Source organism: Porphyromonas pogonae, from assembly GCF_036320655.1.
Lineage (GTDB): Bacteria > Bacteroidota > Bacteroidia > Bacteroidales > Porphyromonadaceae > Porphyromonas > Porphyromonas pogonae.
Map to the genome: position 1 here is coordinate 1179547 of NZ_CP143258.1, position 18192 is coordinate 1197738.

Below are 18192 nucleotides of genomic sequence, written 5' to 3' on the forward strand. Positions count from 1 at the left end.
TTCTCTCTATAGATCAGCTGCTTTTATGCTGAAATCTTGTACAAAGCTAAAGATATATTCGATACAACAATATTATTTCTCAAGAAAAAATGACATTCATTAGTTCTTTTCATGTGAAAATGTTATTTTTTGCGCATTTATCAAATCCTTGTGCAGTAATCTGTATTGGTTTTTGTGCTTTTTGCTATCAATGCGGATCACATTAAAGTATTGATCAGATGTATTGTTGAGGTTCTTGTCCGTTTCGATTACAATACTTTTATTAGAGTAGTATTTGGGGTCCAAATGTATTGTTACTTTCTCAAATACGGGCTTAGTAAGGGCGTATTCCATATTTCCCGGACAGTCGGGGTATAGCCCTATCATCGAATAGATGGCCCAAGCACTCATAGCTCCCGTATCATCGTTGCCGGGAAGACCGTTAGGTGTGTTTTTGAAGTGCTTGCTGAGCAACTCTTGTGTAAGTTTTTGTGTTCTCCAAGCCTCACGGGGATAATAGGTGAATAGATAGGGATAAGCAATATCAGGCTCATTGGCCGGATCATAATTGCCATTGTCAAAAACACTCTGCAAATGATCTACGAAGATCTTCTCTCCTCCCATCAGTTTAGCAAGACCTTTGATGTCATGAGGCACAAAGAAGGTATAGTTCCAAGCGTTACCTTCGTGGAAGCCTGGTGATGGTTCAAAGTTTTCGCCTTGTTTGGGATTGAAGGGTGTGAGAAACTTCCCATTGGGTAGTATCGGGCGTAGGGTGCCGTACTCTTTACTGTAGTATTTTTTGTAGTTCAGGGAGCGCTTGAGGTATATACTGGCATCATGAGGCCTGTTCATGGCTTTAAGCGCGAATTGGCTCAGGTTCCAATCTGCTATATAATATTCCAAGGCGTGAGAAACAGAATTGTCGAACTTCTCTCTGAGCGCCACATACCCCAGTTTGAGATAGTCGTCATTATCGGGTCTCATGAGGTTGCTTTTGCCAGGTGTATCTGCTCCTTTACGCATAGCTTCATAAGCAGTTTTGACATCAAAGTCTCTGAGACCTCTTTGCCAGGTATCATTGATCACAATAATAGACGGATCACCTTCCATCGTGTATGTCTCCCTGCCATAAAGTTCCCATTTGGGCAACCATCCGCTTTCTTTATACATATCTATCATGGTTTTCACCATATCCAGTTGCCTCTGTGGGTAGAGCAAGCACATCAGGGGGTGTACATTACGATAAGTGTCCCATAGGGAATACACAGTGTAACGCTCGTGATTGGTTTTGCCTGTAGCCAATGACTCCATTAGGGGATATTCACCGTTGACATCTTGCAGTATATTAGGGTGCAGTAGCATATGGTACAACGCTGTATAGAATACTGTTTTTTGATCATTAGATCCACCCTCTACTTCGATTACACTAAGAGCCTTATCCCAAGTTTTGCGGGCGTTGTCTTTAGTTTCGTCAAAGTTTATCCTTTTTTGTTCAGCTTCAAGATTGAGTAATGCATTTTGTTCACTCACAAAAGATACTGCAGTCTGGACGTATATGGCTTCGCCTGCTTTAACGTTGTATGTGAACCATGCTCCCAGATCATCTCCACTCAGTTCCTTTTTGTATTTGGTATATATTTTATATCTGCCATTGTCGGGATCCCACTCTGCTTCTACTCCGGTCATAGGCAATTGTTTTTTCCAATATCCTGATTGCTCTGGCGACTTACTCACGCGTGCTACAAAGTATTGCCTGAATACAGCTTGTGGATTGTAGCAAAATGTACCCATGAGTTTGCTGCCTATAATAGTGGAGTCATTCAGAAATCTCACTGTGGCACCTGATTCGTTGGTCAATGCTTGTCCCAGATTGAATAGTATATTGCCTTTACCTGCTTTTTCAAATGTAAACTTTGCCAGAGAAGTGCGCATTGTGGCTGTAACTTCGGCTTTTACATTGTATTTCTCAAAATAAGAGCTGTAGTACCCTGGTGATGCTTTTTCGCGAGAGAGATGATCACCATAGGATTTGTAATCAACATCAAGTTTTCCGGCTGTTGCCATGACTATCAATCCCCCTAAATCAGGACAACCTACACCACTCAGGTTTACCTGACTGAATCCTATTGAGTAAGTATTATCTTTGGAGTAGGGCGTGCTCCACCATTGAGCATCTTTATCAAATTTATTTGTTTTCGAGCCTGTAACGTTGAATGGTGTAATACTCATCAGGCCATGAGGTAATACAGCTCCCGGATTTGTGGTGCCGTAGTTAGTAGTACCTATAAATGGATTGACGTAATCTGTAGGAGTAAATTGTTTTTGGGCAAACAATGACGAAGTTATACCTGTACAGTACATACAGATAACAGCTAGTATCTTTCTTTTCATCATGGAATAATGCGTAATTATTTAATGTCTTATACAAAAATAGGGATAAAAACTGAAAATAGCCTGAAAACAATAAGTGCGCTTAGAAGTGTCAAGCATCTTGCAGGAAATACGGTTGATTTCGGTTAGATAGCTGCAGTGGAGATATTACATGAAGAGATCGGACATGATGCCGTCTGAGACGAAAATGCCTTCTTCCGTGAGTATGAAGTGGTGGTTCGCCGTTTCTTTGATTAGATTTTGACGGAGATATTTGTCTGCTGATTTTAAGAGTATAGCATAAACCTCATTACCGAATCTCTCTTTGATTTCCATTACATTGATACCCCACATGGTACGAAGGCCAGTCAGTATTGTCTCATTGAATAAATCTTTGACTGTTAACACCTCTTTGCTTTGAGGGAGTTGATCTTCTCGGAGTATCATGCGTGTATATTCCTGTATAGAGGAGACGTTGAAAAGTCTACTCTGGTCATAGAAGCTATGAGCTGAAGGTCCCAACCCGATATAAGGGGTGTAGCGCCAGTAATCGGTATTGAGACGCGCGTAAGCTCCCGGTTGGGCAAAATTGGATATCTCATAATGCTCATAACCTGCAGCTTTGAGTCTATGTATAAGCAGTCTGAACATCTGCAGACTTATATCCTCATCTATGGCCTTTATTTTACCAAGATTGAGTAGCTTGGTCATGGGCGTACCTTCTTCATAGATGAGATGGTATGAGGATATATGAGGGATATCAAGTGATAATACGGCATCCATATTCTTGTCCCACATTTCCAATGTCTGTCCCGGTAGTCCATAAATGAGATCAACACTGATATTGGTAATATCATGATGGCGCAGATTGTCGACGGCCTCATATACCTGTCCTGCGGCATGTCTTCGGTTCAGGAACTTCAGATCTTTATTATCAAAGCTTTGGGCTCCCATGCTCACTCTGTTTATCGGCAATGAAGCTATGGATGCCGTATATTCTATGGATAGATCATCCGGGTTGGCTTCCAAAGTGTGTTCACCATGAGGAAGAACTTGCCAAGTACTGTATATTTTATTGAATATAGTGTCTAGTTCTCTTGCTGACAATAGACTGGGGGTTCCTCCACCCAAATAAATATGCTCTATATCTCCATTATATATAGTGGCTTGTATAATCTCCATCTCTCGCTCGAGAGCTTGTAGATAGTCCTGCTTCAGAGTCTTATTGGTCTGCGTGTAAAAGTCACAATAAGTACAGCGGGAAGCACAAAACGGCACATGTATATATAAATTCATTCGGGAAGGCTTATCTCATTTATTCATATAGATAGCTCCTTTGTCACAAGGTGCAACAAATCCGAGCGGATTCACGGCCTCTACTCCTATCTCGATGTATCCGCCATGCGGTGTGATATTCTTACTGATGGTGTATTGTTTTTCATTTACTCCATCAGCTATAAGCATGCTTTTACTGTCACCCGATTTCTCGGTTATCCTACCCCAGATGCGGTAAGTTTCAGGCGTTTTATTGTGGATAGAGTCTGTAGCCCATGTGATTTTAAGATCATCTTTTCCCGGTTGTATGACTATATTAATAGGTTTTGCCGGGGGATATTTCTTACCACGATCCAATGACAGAGCCAATGCTTTTGTTTTGAATCTATCACGTATCATCATACGCATTTCCGGACGGCTGCTCCGGATATTCTCATCCCTAAAGAAACAAACTCCCGGCATGTGACAGTCTTTGACATAATCCATCTGGCATGAAATATCATTGACGTTCCATCTGACCGTGCTTCTCTCATCTACTCTATAAGCCCCTAAACCGGCGATTACTTTGGCTTGTTTGAGTGACTTTTGCCAATCGAGGAGAAAAGGTTCGAAAAGCTGATCCTTATAATACATCATAGGCACTACGAAGTCTATTACATCTCCTTTTTCCCATGATTCAGGGTCCTGATGCACTGACTCAAAGGCCGTCCATCCATGCGAGCTTTTGAGCTCGGGTAAATATTTAAGCTTACCCAATGTGGCCGCACTGATTTGCACCCATGGAGAAATGGCATGTACCTTCTTGTTGATTGTTCGGAATAGAGCAGTAATATTATCACGGCGCCATTGGTACAGGCCTTCACCTTGTCCATATTTGTTATAGGTGAATTTATCATTGAACTTCACAGCATTCTCGGGATATCTTACATAATCCATATGGATACCGTCTACGGGGTACTTCTTCACTATCTCTTCCGCAATATCTGCAATGTATTCTCTCGCTTCCGGTTCTCCTGGATTGAGATACCACTCTCCATCATGCTTTACTGTCCATGATGATTTGATATGTGATGATAGCTTACTGAAGTTCTTATGACTACCCAAAGGGAATGTCACCAACCATGCATGGCATGCAAGTCCTCTACTATGACAAGCTTTTACTGCATAGTCAAGCGGATCATAATCGGGCCTATTCCCCGACGAGGTGAAGTCCGGAGAGAAAGGTTCGTATTGTGATGGATATATCACATTGCCCCTCTGCCGCACTTGAAGAAATATAGTGTTGAACCCATCCTCCTTGAGCCTGTCAAGAATATGATCCAATTCCAGTTGCTGAGCTTTGATCCCCGAAGCATTGTTTGCCTTGGTTTTGGGCCAGTCCAGTCCGTATATTGTTGTGAGCCATACTGCCCTCATTTCTTGCTTTACACCCTCGACTTGTGGTGTCTCCCACGGCTTTGACGGAATAACCAATGTGTCTTTGGGCACGACTTTCACCGGCACAGGCTTTGCTTTGCGGACTTTTGAGGCAGTACCGCAAGCGGTAAGAAGTGATAGTGTAGCCAGAAAAATGATGCAATAATGTCTTTTCACAACGGACTAATGATTAGTTTGAATAATGAATATTGTCGATTAAGCGTACTTCTCCACAATAAACGGTAATGCAACCCATAATATTTTGTGATTCATTCCATTCCTTGATGCTCTGAAGTGTATCTCCATCTACAATATCATAGTATTCTACTTCCAAGGAATTAATTTTATTCAGCTCTTCCACTACCTTATCTTTTACTTGTTGTGGCTTCATATTATGAGCCCAGGAGGTGCTTTGCTGCAATATCTGATGAATGTGGGGCGCCTTGCAGCGAAGGTCGTGGGACAATCTTACATTACGGCTACTAAGAGCCAGTCCGTCTTCTTCACGGATTATGGGGCATGCCACAATCCTTACTGAGCTTCTCATTTGGTTTACCATCGCTTTGATTACGGCTATTTGTTGGAAATCTTTTTCCCCAAAAAATGCTTTATCAGGCTTCACGATCTCAAACAAACGGCTTACAACTTGCATTACTCCATTGAAGTGTCCCGGTCTGTGCTTGCCTTCCATCACTTCTGCTACTGCACCTACGTCGAATATCCGATCATCTTTTTCGGGATAGATAGTTTCTACTTCGGGATGAAATATAGCATGAGCACCGACATCTTCAAGTAGGTCGGCATCGGCTTGAAAAGTGCGAGGATAAGTCTCCAGATCTTTGGGGTCATTGAACTGTGTGGGATTTACAAATATGCTCACTATACATACATCGCATTCATCCAAAGCTTTCTTTACGAGACTCAAATGACCTTTGTGCAAAGCTCCCATGGTAGGCACAAAACCTATGGTTCTGCCCGCACTTTTCTGTGCATAGACAAAATTCTCTACTTCCTCGATCTTAGTTAATACTGTGATCATGATTATTTTTTGCTAAATACTCCTTTTTCGATGAGATACTGTGCTATTTGAACTGCATTGAGGGCTGCGCCTTTCTTGATTTGGTCGCCTACACACCAGAAGGTCAAACCGCAAGGGTTAGTGAGATCCTCTCTTACTCGTCCAACATACACAGGGTCTTTTTCTGCGATATACAGCGGCATGGGATATACCTGCTCGGCAGGATTGTCTTGCCATACGATGCCTGGAGCATTCTTAAAAGCCTCTTTGGCTTCTTCAATTTCAATAGGTTGCTCTGTCTCCACCCAGATAGCTTCAGAGTGTGCTCTTGTTACGGGTACTCTCACACAAGTAGCGCTTACTTGGATATCGCTATGCATGATTTTGCGCGTTTCATTGTACATTTTCATCTCCTCTTTGGTGTAGTCATTATCCATGAATACATCAATCTGAGGGATCAGGTTATGGGCAAGTTGGTATGCAAATTTTTCTACGGATGCATCTTTGCCCTCCGCCAGCTCTTTGGTTTGTTTGATGAGTTCTTCAATTCCTCGTGCTCCGGCACCACTGGCCGCTTGGTATGTGGCCACATGTACTCTCTTGATATGTGATAGCTTTTCTATGGCATTCAAAGCCACTACCATTTGTATGGTGGTACAGTTGGGATTGGCTATGATTTTCCTGGGGGCCGATAGTGCATCCTCACCGTTTACTTCAGGTACTACCAATGGTACGTCTTGTTCCATCCTGAAGGCGTTGGAGTTGTCTATCATGATGGCACCATGCTTAGTGATAGTCTCTGCAAATTCCTGAGAAATACCGCCGCCGGCAGAGGTGAATGCGATATCTATATCTTGAAAATCATCATTGTGTTTGAGTTCCAGTACCTCATATTCTTTATTTCTGAAAGTATACTTACGTCCGGCACTACGTGCAGAGCCAAACAATTTGAGGTTTTTTATTTTCAGATCTCTTTCACTCAGGACTCTCAGGAATTCTTGTCCTACAGCTCCGCTTACTCCTACAATTGCTATATTCATTCCGGTAATAAATTTTCTGTTTTTTTGTGTGTAAATATCAAAGTTATAACTTTGCATTTGTGATGCAAAGATATGAAAATCCATACCTTTAGTTCATGTTTACCTTAAAAACTTTATGTTATACATAATAACATGCAGTTATTTTATCTGCATTAACACATTTTGACCATGAAATCATTGAAAAAGTATTTATTACTTTTCTTTTTATTCTCGTTTTCTTTTATTCCCTCATGGGGGCAATGGCAGTTAGATGTTTCACATCCGGTACAAACTTTCGATCCTACTCAATGGCGTGGTACGCCACAGGACTTTGAAATAAAAAACGGAGCATTGAGACTCAAACGTCCTTCTGGTGATAAAGGCCTATTTCAAAGCTCTTTATTTACTACTATCCCTTTTGCAGATGAGATGCAATGGATAGGCACTGTAGAGATGCTCTATACACCTTCAGTATCCAATAATATGTATGTCCTGCTTTACTGTTATGCACAAGACGGGCAGTCGAGCTATGACTATGTTGCCTTGAGTATAGGTAAAAATTCATTGATCAATCTTGTTACAGTCTCGGTCTCTCCCCATGAAAAGATTAAAGGCAAATATATACTCCGAGATGAGCAAGTGCTTGTATCTCCACGTGATGTGCCGATTACTTTCAGTGGCATTATCAAGTACCATATTACTTATGCACGGGGTAAGGGATGGAAGTTGTGGCTACATAACAAGGAGAATGAAGATCATTTTCATTACATCGGAGCTTCTTCCTTCGATAGACCAATGCGGAGCAATCGTTCCGGCATAGGTTTTATAATCAATTATACCAAAACACGTGCTGAGCTATTGAGCATCAAAGAGCTAAAAGTAGATACCTTCATAAAAGAACCCCCAACATATACACCGGGGGGTGATAATTCACCTAAACCTGAAAGTCGGATTTATCCCATACTCAATGAGGTAATGGCAAACCCGTCGAAAGACGGAGCTGAGTATGTCGAACTTTACAACCCAAGTGATCAGAGTATCTCTCTGGAGGGCATTGCCTTGGGTCTTATAAAAGAGGATGAAATTATAAAAGCTATTGATCTTAGTGGTCTTACACACATGGAGCCTCATCAGTATCTTGTAGTTACGGCATCCAAAGAAGGAGTGTTACATGCTAGTCCGCAAGCCAATAGCTCATCCATAATCAATATAGTGCCTTTCTTACGCTTGCCCAACAAAGCTTTTACTTTGGGATTGGTAGATGTAGAAAACAAAGAGTTAATAGAGCTGATGCATTATGATTCGGAACTTTTTCCTCAAGGCTCTAAAAACAAGCGAGGTATAGCTTATGAGAGAATTGATGCTAGGAAGGCATCGGACGATCTTAAGAATTGGGCTCTTGCTCTCAAATCTTCAGGGTATGCTACTCCTACTCGGCGTAACTCTGTCTCCGATAAGTCTCATACTCCCGATATGGACAAGGAGGAGCCTTCTTCTTCCAAACGCCAATTATCGCCACTGGAGATTGCTCACAGAATAGTAGGTTTTACATCTCGGTCTCCTCAATTTAAATGTAGTACATTTCTCTATGATATCAGTGGTATTTGTCTTGGCAAGATGGATGGTGACGAGACCCTCACATGGTGCAAGTCTATATTGAATTCATTGGGTTTTGGTTTCAAAGAGCGTTATGGCCTGTATCTCGGACGCTATATCGTGAGTGTGAATATCTCAGGAGTGGATAGCGATGTGAAAAATTATTATTTTTATCTGTGCATTCAGTAATTACAGATGCGATGCGGAATTGATGCAAGTTAGAATATAAGGACACATTATGTAATATGAAAAATAATGATAAGATTATATATTGGGGAATAAGCGACACTCTGGTGAGGCAACCTCTTTTTATCGCTTGGATGGATGAAGGTATTGTTTTTGCCGGGTTTCAAAATGAAGAAAACGATGGGTTGTCTATCCTCAAGGAAGAATACCCCCATACCTCTTTGCATAGAGATGATGTCTCGGCGCAGAAGATCTGCCATGCTTACGAACAGCACCATAGTATTTCCGACTTACCCATGCCTCTGCACCTTGTAGGTACGACGTTCCAACAAGAGGTATGGTATCATCTACTTCAAGTGCCATTGGGTACCACGATTTCTTATAGTGATTTTGCTGCTCAGTGTGGCAAGCCTCGTGCTGTAAGAGCTGTGGCTCATGCCATAGCTCGTAATCCTGTTTCCTATTTTGTACCTTGTCATCGCATAGTGCCGGCGCAAGGAGGTACCGGAAATTACCGTTGGGGGACTCACGTGAAGTCTTTACTTATCACGAAAGAAAAAGGCGATTTTAAATAGTATCCCTTTTCTTTGCTCGGTTCGGATTGTCCCTTTGTGAACAATAAAAGACCACCCGTGAGTATAGAATCTCACTGAAACATTAGTATCCTAATTGAGCTATTTTACAGATCAATAATGAGGCATAGATTGTTGATTGTTAGAAATAATATTCATGCCGTATTATACCGCAAGAAAGAAAGTACTACACATGTGACTATAGCATGGCTAAATATTTTGATTTTAAATAGCATAGAATAAAAATAGATTTAAGACATCTCATTATGAAAATTATAGACCAGTCAAACCTTAAACCTAGCGAATGTTCTGTATACAATCCTATACCCGGGTTCAGTTTATTGAAAATGGGAATAGGAGAATCAATTGCACCAACAGAACAACGACTACATCGTATTATTTATGTGCATCGAAGAGAGGTGATTATCACAGAGGATGGAGAGACTCGAAAAATCCCAAAGAGACATTTTACATTCATCCCTATTGACAAATCATTTTCACTTTCTTCCCCATGCGGTGATACCGAAGTTATTATCTTGAGTACTCCGCATATAGAAATCATTTGTGAAAAAGGATGTCTGCCTCATCCTGAACATATTGATAATAAGTCTGAAGGATCGGATTTCGACAATAAGATTTTTAAGGCGTCTCACCTTCTTCTCTTATTTTACAATTCCTTATTGGATTATCTTGTTGAGGACTTTAATCGTCCGGAAATGCATACGATCAAAGAACAGGAGTTATTTTTATTGCTCCAAGCTACCTTCTCGAATGACATGTTTAAAAAGCTTTTTCTTTCAAATTAATTCTCCGGGATGAATGACCAAATCAATGTTTATAAATGGTGAATCCAATCTTTGAGAATGACAAGGTCAATCTTTGAGAATGATGCGATCAATCTTTGAAGATGGAAACATCAATATTTGCATCGGAAAAACAACGCATTCAATTGGTGAAAAATAACATTCTTTTGCGGTAATCATATTCACATTGAAAAGACAATGCTTGCGTCCATCATTTAATATATATGTTCTTTCATTGTTAGTCTGCACATAAGTCGCAAACATAATCATGTGACAGAACATATATTTTCTTTTTAGGTGCTTCAATGTATTAATATGCTTCAAGTATACGTTATTTATATACAGAGACCGTTGCATAGCAGGCAAATTGCTTCGTTGCTTGCGAGATTCGCGCTAGGTCATTTACCTGAAGTAAACTCCCTGTGCACTCACTCTTAGTGCCTTGCACTTTACCCTCTCTGCCCGGTCAAAGAGTCTTTTGTCGGCTTTGTCTCCAAAATCCACAAGACTGTTGACTTTTGCAATAGTCTCATAATAGTAATATATCTTTAACGTTTGGTCGCTGATCAAAACACTTTTTTGGGAAGAGGTGTTTTTAATAATGACATAAAGACTACAGTATATGACTGCAAATATCAAGAGATTATTGGGCGTTATTGTCATGATGTGTACCATGAGTATGGTTGCGCATGCAGATAAGCCCTCGAGCAAGAGTGATGGGGTGATAGAGATGCTTAGGGAATTTTATATCTCCTATATCAAAGAGCGTAGTAAAGCTACCCCCAATATAGAAGTCACAGACCGGATGCTGAGTAAGTATTGTACAGGAGCATTGATCAATAGGCTCAATACTTTTGACTGGGCTACCGATCCATTCCTGAATTCGACCAAGTGTGAAGAGTCATGGGTCAAGAATCTCTCCGTCGAAAAACTTGCAGGAGATGGAAACTATCGCATCGGCTATCGCATGAGAACCGGCAAGGAAGTCAATGTAGAGTTGCGGGTAATACATGATGGAAGCAAGTATAGGATACACGATCTCAAAATGCTTCCTTGATTTTTTGTTGTAATCCCAACTATGGAGTCTCGTAAGGACGAATAGGCATGTGATTTACTTACAGAATTATAGTGTAAAGTATTGCAGCAACAAGGTAGCACACGCCCTTATTACAGATGGCGAAAAGAAAATTTTATTGCTAATAAATTACCACAAATCCTTGCAAATAAATAAAAATTACATATCTTTGCAGTCGTTAAAGCTATGCGCTTCGGAAGTGTGGGTGAGTGGCTGAAACCAACAGTTTGCTAAACTGTCGTACGGGCAACCGTACCACGAGTTCGAATCTCGTCGCTTCCGCTGAATAAATGCTGTAGGATGTATATCCTGCAGCTTTTTCTTTTTACTCTATTCCCTTTTTTCATAAGTATTTCTTCCGATTTGCTATCGCATGATGTTCTTGTGCAGATTGTAAAGTCTTACTATCCCAAATATTCGCCAACTGTCATGTTTTCTCAAACTGTGGTATAAATAAATTTATTACTTTCACAGCCGTAAATATTTTGTAATACAATCCACATGATATCAAGCGAACTATATAAGCATCAGCTTTATGATCTTTTTCGATCTTCTTCAAAATACAGAAATATTTTTTCTAAGATTCTCCTCACATTATACATCTTTTTATCATCAGCATTCCTTTTTGCGTATTCTTTGATGCTCCCTATGATGTTTGGCAATCTTTTCCCGAACAAAGATGTTGTCGAAAGTTTTGCATCCTTCATTCCTGCTATTATTATATTAGGAATACTCATGCGCATTTTTGTTCAGCCTATGACCTCACTCAACATCAATCAGTACAGATTACTTCCTATTCCACGAGATACACTTATCCGGTATGTTGTGACCAAACCTCTTATCAATCCGCTCAATTACTTAGGCTTATTTGTATTTCTTCCTTACTGCGTCATGTCGGCATGGAAGTATGGTATGGGAACACGAGCCTTGCTCCTTTTTTTCTGTGGAGTTGCAGTTATTATTTTCAATATCATGTGCTCCTCCTACATCAAACGAAGATGGGAGTTGGATTGGAAATTCCTATCGGCTTTTTTGGCGTTGGTCGTAGTGCTGGCTTTGCCTGTATATTTCAACTGGTTCGATTGGGTGCAACCTGTTTTGATCTTTTCCGGCACATTCTTTTCCAGCATTGTAGCTATTCTTTCATTGGTAGGTTTTTCTGTTCTCTTTTACATCCTTCACGTGAGGGTATTCAAAAACTTCTATTATGAAAAAGATGAAGTCTCGAGTAGCAATAAGATAGAGGACAAACTCTCCTTTATGGCTCAGTACGGAGTAATGGGGCAGTTGACAACGGTGCAAATCAAACAGTTTGTACGCCCCAAGTTTCTTAGAAGCGTCATGAAAAGCATAGGGCTTTACTTTATAATGGGACTTATGTTTGCTTATTTTGAGCACGATAATAAATCATCAAGTTTAGGATATTTATTTACACTATGTTTGCCTCAGATGATGTTTGCCCAGTTTATATACAGAGCCAACTGCTCGTCTTTCGATGGTTTGCTCACCTTCAATCTTAGGCTCAAAGACTATGTGCTTTCAACCTTCTATTTGTATCAAATGATTTGTCTGGTGGGGCTTTTTACTTCTATTATAGGTGTTGTTTTGGGCTACTTGCAGTTGCAGTCGGTGCTGTTTATCTACAGCTTTATCGCCGGGTTGGGGGCATACATTATCTTTTTTGCATCGGCATATCAGTGGGAGTATCAAGATTTTTATATCAAAAAGTCATTCAGCACCAATAGCTTCTCTTTCATTTCTTTTGTAATCCTCACGCTGGTGTTTCTATCACCTGTGCTCGTGATACGCCTTTTCCACAGCAATCAATATGTGATTTGGGGCTTTTTTACGCTCAATATGATACTCCTGATCTTTCACCGTGTGCTGATAGAGCCGTGTGTGTGGATCCTGAAGAAAAATAAGTATAAGATGGCTGCGGGCTTTAGGGAGCGTAATTAGTAATAAAAAATATACAAACTCATATGATACAGATAGAGAACACCATTAAAAGATATAATAATACCAAAGTTGTAGACATCTCGAACTTGACCATCGGTGCCGGTGAAACGGTAGGACTGGTCGGTAATAACGGTGCAGGTAAAACTACATTATTCAGACTTATACTTGATCTTATTGCAGCGGACTCAGGCCAAATTGTCATAAACGGTATGGCTGTTGCGGGCAATGATGACTGGAAGAAGTATGTGGGAGCCTTTGTGGACGAAAGCTTTCTGATAGACTTCTTGCACGTGAAGGAGTATTTTGATTTCATAGGAACTCTGTACGGACTCAATGCTGCTGACATCCGGAAGTTCTTGGAGGATATGCAACCTTTCTTTGCAGGAGAGATACTTGAATCTGATAAACTGATCCGTGAGTATTCGCTGGGTAACAAGAAAAAGATAGGCATTGCCGCTGCTATTATGGGACAGCCCAATGTCCTTATTCTTGATGAGCCTTTTACTTCACTTGATCCCACATCTCAGATACGTCTCAAAAAGATACTCAATGATCTGAATGAACATACGGGGATGACTACGTTGATATCCAGTCACGACTTGAATCATATTACAGATGTTTCAAAACGAATTATTGTGATGCATAAAGGTGTTTTGGTAAAGGATATCATGACCAATAAGCACACCTTAGCAGAATTGGAAGCATATTTTGGAGAATAGTTCCTAAAATATCTATACAAAAACTTTGTAAATTGTAGCACTAACTCATCGCCTTTCCTTTCGGAAGCATTGAGTTGTCTGCATATTTAATACTATAACTATGAATCAAGAAATATCAAATATAGAAACGGTAGTATTCAGAATAGAGGATTTTATGCTCGATTTCCGAGCACAATTACCTCTCACCTCCTTGATAAACTACCTTATCCACACAGCCGGAATTCATGCTTCTCGCAGAGGTTTCGGCATACATACACTCCATGAGATAGGCTATACATGGGTGTTATCAGGCTTGGCTGTAGAGCGAGTGTCTCCTACTATGGAGCCTAGAGCCTTACATATATCCACATGGATCGAAGAGATCAACAGACTTTTTACCCTAAGAAGCTTCACCGTTACTGACGAGCATGGCAATCTTATAGCCAAAGCTCGATCCAGATGGGCAGCTATAGGAATAGAAGACCGTAAGCCGTGTGGGCTGGACAAGCTGGAAGGCCTTACAAAGCATTGCTGTGGTAACGCCGTAGATATTGCGGCTCCTGGGCGCATTGCTTCTCCTGAAAGTTGCTTACGGTTAGAGCCATTTTGTGTCAAATACAGTGATCTGGACATCAATAGGCATCTTACCACGGTAAAATATGTAGAGCGCATGATGGATCTTTTTGAAGTGGAGCGCTATGATACTTATTACATCCGCCGTTTTGAGATCCTTTTCCTGAAAGAATGCTTGTATGGTGAAGAACTATCGGTGTGTTACGAAGAAATATCGCCCGACACGTACATTACGGAGATCAAGAGCGTGCCTTCAGAGGACAAGCGATGCCGAGCTAAGATTATTTGGGGCAAAAGATAAATTAGATTAGCACATAAAGGAGCTGTTGTTATTGATCTTTTTGATCTGATAATAACTTTTGGGGAGCTACTTTCCCTGTACTCAACGTGGGTAACTCAGTAACGATGCTGGTGCGGTAAGGCATCTGGAAGCGAGCTAGGCGCTTTTTGAGCCATTCGATGATTTCCTTATCGCTGACTGTAGGATTGTCGGTTACTACAAAAGCATGGAGCCTTTGTCCGAAGTCATCGATCTCTACAGGTAGCACTATAGCTTCGTGTATGCAATGATGGCTCAGTAAAACCCGTTCAATGTCTTCGGGATACACATTTTCCCCGCCCGAAACAATCATCTTGTCTGCCCGTCCTTGCAGGTGTATAATTCCTGTTTCGTTGATTTTCGCTCTATCTCCTGTACATTGCCAAGCCTTGTGCGCTTGATCCATAGCCCATGCGCTTTTTACTTGCAGCAGACCTGTGCCATTTTTGTCTTGCTGAGCTATTCTGATTTTTACACCTTTTATAGGTCGCCCCACACAAAGGGGATAGTGATTTAGATCCTGAGGTGTAGCCATGATAAAGAATCCTGCTTCGGATGTGCCGTATAGATTATACAAAACTTCTCCTAAATATTCTTGTGTCTTACGGACTAATTTTTGATCAAGAGGTGCTCCTCCCGAGAGTATGCATTGGATGGATGTGAGCTTGTTTATGTCACATTCCAGCATACGCCTTACCATGGTTGGCACAGCTACCAGAAGTGGTATAGCATTTTCATAGACGAGATCACATGCTGCTTCTGCTGAGAATCTATAACGCAGAAAGATGGTCTTTCCCATCAACAATGTTACTATAACAGCCGCCAATCCGAACCCATGATATATAGGCGGAGCTATATATACGCTTGAGTAACGATGTATGCCGATCTGCTCTATAAGAGCAAAAAAGGGATTGAGAAAATTGAAGACTGATGGCTTCCTTGCTGCCGATTTGTATTGACCCGATGTCCCACCCGTGAGTACAATAAGTTCTCCACGACCAAACATTTTTCGCTTAATGGATTTGTGCTTTTGGCTTTGATCTGTATAGATATAATCTTTCGCAGACTGGATGTTTATGACAGATAATTCATGGTTACATGTAAAGACATTCTTTTTCTCAGCATCGGAAATGCAAAAGTTGATTTTCTTCTGTTTTATAAGATCAATGAGTTGCTCGTTGCTCAAGTCTTGATTGAGCAGATAAATGTTTGCTCCTATGTACGAAAGGCCAAAGAGACAATATAAGAGTTCAATACTATTGGGGTAGAGGATGGCTACTCGTTTATCCGGAGTGATATGACAATGATGATAGAGGTAAGATGCCATGAGGTGGGAGTGTCGATACAGATGATGGTAAGTAATAGGCTCTCCCTCACAACTCACAGCTACTCTATTGCCATAATATTGCTTTGTAAATCCCAGCAGAGCCATCAGGCTTATACCTTCTTTGAACAAGCAACGGCTAAAACGTAATAGTCCTCTTCCTGAAATCAAATGTAGCTCGAAGAGAGCTTTGAGTAGCTTCTTATTCATGTGTTTTTTTGAGAAATAAACGGTTAGCTTGTCTCTCCCATAGTGGTAGCAATAAGACTGAAACAGCTTTTACCCATTTGAACCACCACGGTTTATAAGTCCTCTTACGATTAATAATCGCTTGTGCTATAAGATCAGCAGCTCGCTGTGGTGCCATAGCTGGGACATCCCGATACATTTCAGTGGCTGATATCATGCGTGTCCTGACGAGTGGCAGATAAATCATCGATGTGTCTATCCCGTACATTCTCATCTCCGGTGCAGATGCTCTGAACCACTGATCACTTGCACACTTGGACGCCTGATAAGCAGCCCAATGAGGGGCGGGAGGCAGTAATACGTTGAGAGCGGAGATATTGATGATGTGTCCACTACTGTGTTGTAGGGGGGTAAGTAAACCCAGACAGAGATCTACAGATGCAAAATAGTTGAGTGCCGTAGTACGTGTGACATCGTGAAATCTATTCTGTGATTCCATCAAAGATCTTTTGATGGATATACCAGCATTGTTTATCAGTATATCTATACCTTCAGAGTACAGACACAAAGCATCGATAAGCCTCTTTCTTTGATCATCCATACGGAGGTCTATTGCGAATATATCTACTGTAGCGCCTTTACTTACGGCCACTCTTTTGATTTGACGGAGCTTCTCTTCCGTGCGCGCTACTAACACGAGGTGTACATCTCTGCCTGCCAAAAGCCAGGTGAGTGCTTCTCCTATACCATAGGTAGCGCCTGTGATTACAATGGTTTTACCCTTTATCTTCTTTCTAAGCTTACTCCTGTTTATTTTTACGGGAGGGAATAGTATCTTATTGAGGAAAGGATATTTTATCATAATATCTTTCGGCTTGCTGATTTGTTACTGGAGAGGTACGGATAAGTCTATTATTGTAAAGTCGCTCCTGACGATCAAATTTAGTAATATTATATTCTTATGAATAAAAAAGAAGCGAAGATCTGCCCTAAGGCAAACCTTCGCTTCAAAGATCTTATGATATTACTAATATTAAACTTATTTCTGAGTATTGTACTGAATCTTTTCAGAACCGCTCATAAGGGTAGCTTTGTCACCCTTGGTGCTCAATGTCGTAGTTCCGTCAGAGTATTCTGCACCTTTAGCAAAAGCCGAAGTCTGTGCTAGAGTAGTTTCTGCTCCTCCATCTTTCTGGATTACAGCAACTCTTTTACCATCCATTGTTTTGTAAGTAACTACCAAAGTTGATTTGCCGTCAGTAGAAGTCATATTGTAAGTAAGAGGCTCTACAAGCATGAATTTCTCTGCTTTACCGCCTATATTCAATGTGAGTTCATCAGATGGGTTTACTTCCAAGGTAATATCATCTTTGGAGTAAGTAGCTGCTTTAGCTGCAGCAGAAGTTTGTGGTAGTTCCACAATTTCGTCAGATCCTTCCATCTTATATATCACAGATGGTGTAGCACCTTCAGTGTTGAACCATACATAAAGTTCTTTTTCTGCACCTTTGTAGGTATAGCGTTTTGTTGTATCGCTTACGATGGCGTTTGCGTCTGTTGTTGCAGGTTCAGATACTACAGTGGTATCCATTACTACTGAGTCTGTAGCTTCTGTGCTTTGGGTTTTATTCTTGCATGATGTTACCATCAGGGCAGAGCCCAAGCATAATGAGATTAATAAAGCCTTTTTCATTTTCTTTAACGATTTGGTTTGAAATATATTTAAGCTGGTTGTAAAATTATGATTTATTTGGAACAAATCAAACTTTTTGGAATCAATTTTTGAGTTTGAGATTAAAAAGTGTCAATAATAACCGT

15 protein-coding genes and 1 tRNA gene are annotated in these 18192 nt (G+C 40.7%); 8 read left to right on the plus strand and 8 right to left on the minus strand.

What is annotated here, in order from left to right; translation table 11 throughout:
- Positions 1-99 precede the first annotated feature (99 nt).
- The 5 genes from VYJ22_RS04535 to VYJ22_RS04555 all read right to left on the minus strand — a co-directional run bounded on the left by VYJ22_RS04535 (position 100) and on the right by VYJ22_RS04555 (position 7101).
- The gene (locus tag VYJ22_RS04535) at positions 100-2373 is read right to left on the minus strand and encodes a GH92 family glycosyl hydrolase (RefSeq protein WP_329905571.1); all 2274 of its coding nucleotides are present in this window, start codon (positions 2371-2373) and stop codon (positions 100-102) included.
- A 147-nt stretch (positions 2374-2520) separates the two neighbouring features.
- The gene (gene hemW, locus VYJ22_RS04540; RefSeq protein ID WP_329905313.1) at positions 2521-3648 is read right to left on the minus strand and encodes a radical SAM family heme chaperone HemW; all 1128 of its coding nucleotides are present in this window, start codon (positions 3646-3648) and stop codon (positions 2521-2523) included.
- Positions 3649-3663: 15 nt separating this feature from the next.
- On the minus strand, positions 3664-5220 hold the full coding sequence (locus VYJ22_RS04545) for a glycoside hydrolase family 10 protein (protein WP_329905314.1): 1557 nt from the start codon (positions 5218-5220) through the stop codon (positions 3664-3666).
- Between the two features lie 13 nt (positions 5221-5233).
- On the minus strand, positions 5234-6079 hold the full coding sequence (gene panC / locus VYJ22_RS04550; RefSeq protein WP_407989455.1) for a pantoate--beta-alanine ligase: 846 nt from the start codon (positions 6077-6079) through the stop codon (positions 5234-5236).
- Between the two features lie 5 nt (positions 6080-6084).
- The gene (locus tag VYJ22_RS04555; RefSeq protein WP_329905572.1) at positions 6085-7101 is read right to left on the minus strand and encodes an aspartate-semialdehyde dehydrogenase; all 1017 of its coding nucleotides are present in this window, start codon (positions 7099-7101) and stop codon (positions 6085-6087) included.
- Between the two features lie 168 nt (positions 7102-7269).
- Here VYJ22_RS04555 and VYJ22_RS04560 point away from each other — a divergent pair, with 168 nt between their 5' ends.
- The 8 genes from VYJ22_RS04560 (at position 7270) to VYJ22_RS04595 (ending at position 14843) form a co-directional block, all read left to right on the plus strand.
- The gene (locus VYJ22_RS04560) at positions 7270-8865 is read left to right on the plus strand and encodes a lamin tail domain-containing protein (protein ID WP_329905317.1); all 1596 of its coding nucleotides are present in this window, start codon (positions 7270-7272) and stop codon (positions 8863-8865) included.
- 56 nt (positions 8866-8921) lie between these two features.
- Positions 8922-9437, plus strand: coding sequence for a methylated-DNA--[protein]-cysteine S-methyltransferase (locus tag VYJ22_RS04565; RefSeq protein WP_329905318.1), 516 nt, complete (start codon positions 8922-8924; stop codon positions 9435-9437).
- 344 nt (positions 9438-9781) lie between these two features.
- Positions 9782-10240: a hypothetical protein gene (locus VYJ22_RS04570; protein ID WP_329905319.1), complete on the plus strand. Its 459-nt coding sequence runs from the start codon at positions 9782-9784 to the stop codon at positions 10238-10240.
- Between the two features lie 619 nt (positions 10241-10859).
- A complete protein-coding gene (locus VYJ22_RS04575) occupies positions 10860-11294 on the plus strand; it encodes a hypothetical protein (protein ID WP_329905320.1) in 435 nt (144 codons plus the stop codon).
- 213 nt (positions 11295-11507) lie between these two features.
- Positions 11508-11594: transfer RNA gene (locus tag VYJ22_RS04580), tRNA-Ser, on the plus strand.
- 219 nt (positions 11595-11813) lie between these two features.
- Positions 11814-13271 (plus strand): DUF5687 family protein, encoded by a 1458-nt coding sequence (locus tag VYJ22_RS04585; protein WP_329905321.1) that lies wholly within the window; start codon positions 11814-11816, stop codon positions 13269-13271.
- 23 nt (positions 13272-13294) lie between these two features.
- Positions 13295-13990, plus strand: a complete 696-nt coding sequence (locus VYJ22_RS04590) for an ABC transporter ATP-binding protein (protein WP_329905322.1) — start codon at positions 13295-13297, stop codon at positions 13988-13990.
- 100 nt (positions 13991-14090) lie between these two features.
- Entirely contained in the window at positions 14091-14843 is a 753-nt protein-coding gene (locus VYJ22_RS04595) for an acyl-[acyl-carrier-protein] thioesterase (protein WP_329905323.1), read from the plus strand.
- A gap of 28 nt (positions 14844-14871) precedes the next feature.
- On the opposite strand, the gene VYJ22_RS04600 is transcribed toward VYJ22_RS04595, so the two are convergent.
- The 3 genes from VYJ22_RS04600 to VYJ22_RS04610 all read right to left on the minus strand — a co-directional run bounded on the left by VYJ22_RS04600 (position 14872) and on the right by VYJ22_RS04610 (position 18067).
- Positions 14872-16395 carry a class I adenylate-forming enzyme family protein gene (locus VYJ22_RS04600; RefSeq protein ID WP_329905324.1) on the minus strand — a complete coding sequence of 508 codons (1524 nt, stop codon included), beginning with the start codon at positions 16393-16395 and terminating at the stop codon, positions 14872-14874.
- The gene (locus tag VYJ22_RS04605) at positions 16388-17236 is read right to left on the minus strand and encodes an SDR family NAD(P)-dependent oxidoreductase (protein ID WP_329905326.1); all 849 of its coding nucleotides are present in this window, start codon (positions 17234-17236) and stop codon (positions 16388-16390) included. The genes VYJ22_RS04600 and VYJ22_RS04605 overlap by 8 nt, the downstream gene beginning before the upstream one ends.
- A gap of 177 nt (positions 17237-17413) precedes the next feature.
- On the minus strand, positions 17414-18067 hold the full coding sequence (locus VYJ22_RS04610) for a hypothetical protein (RefSeq protein ID WP_329905327.1): 654 nt from the start codon (positions 18065-18067) through the stop codon (positions 17414-17416).
- Positions 18068-18192 lie beyond the last annotated feature (125 nt).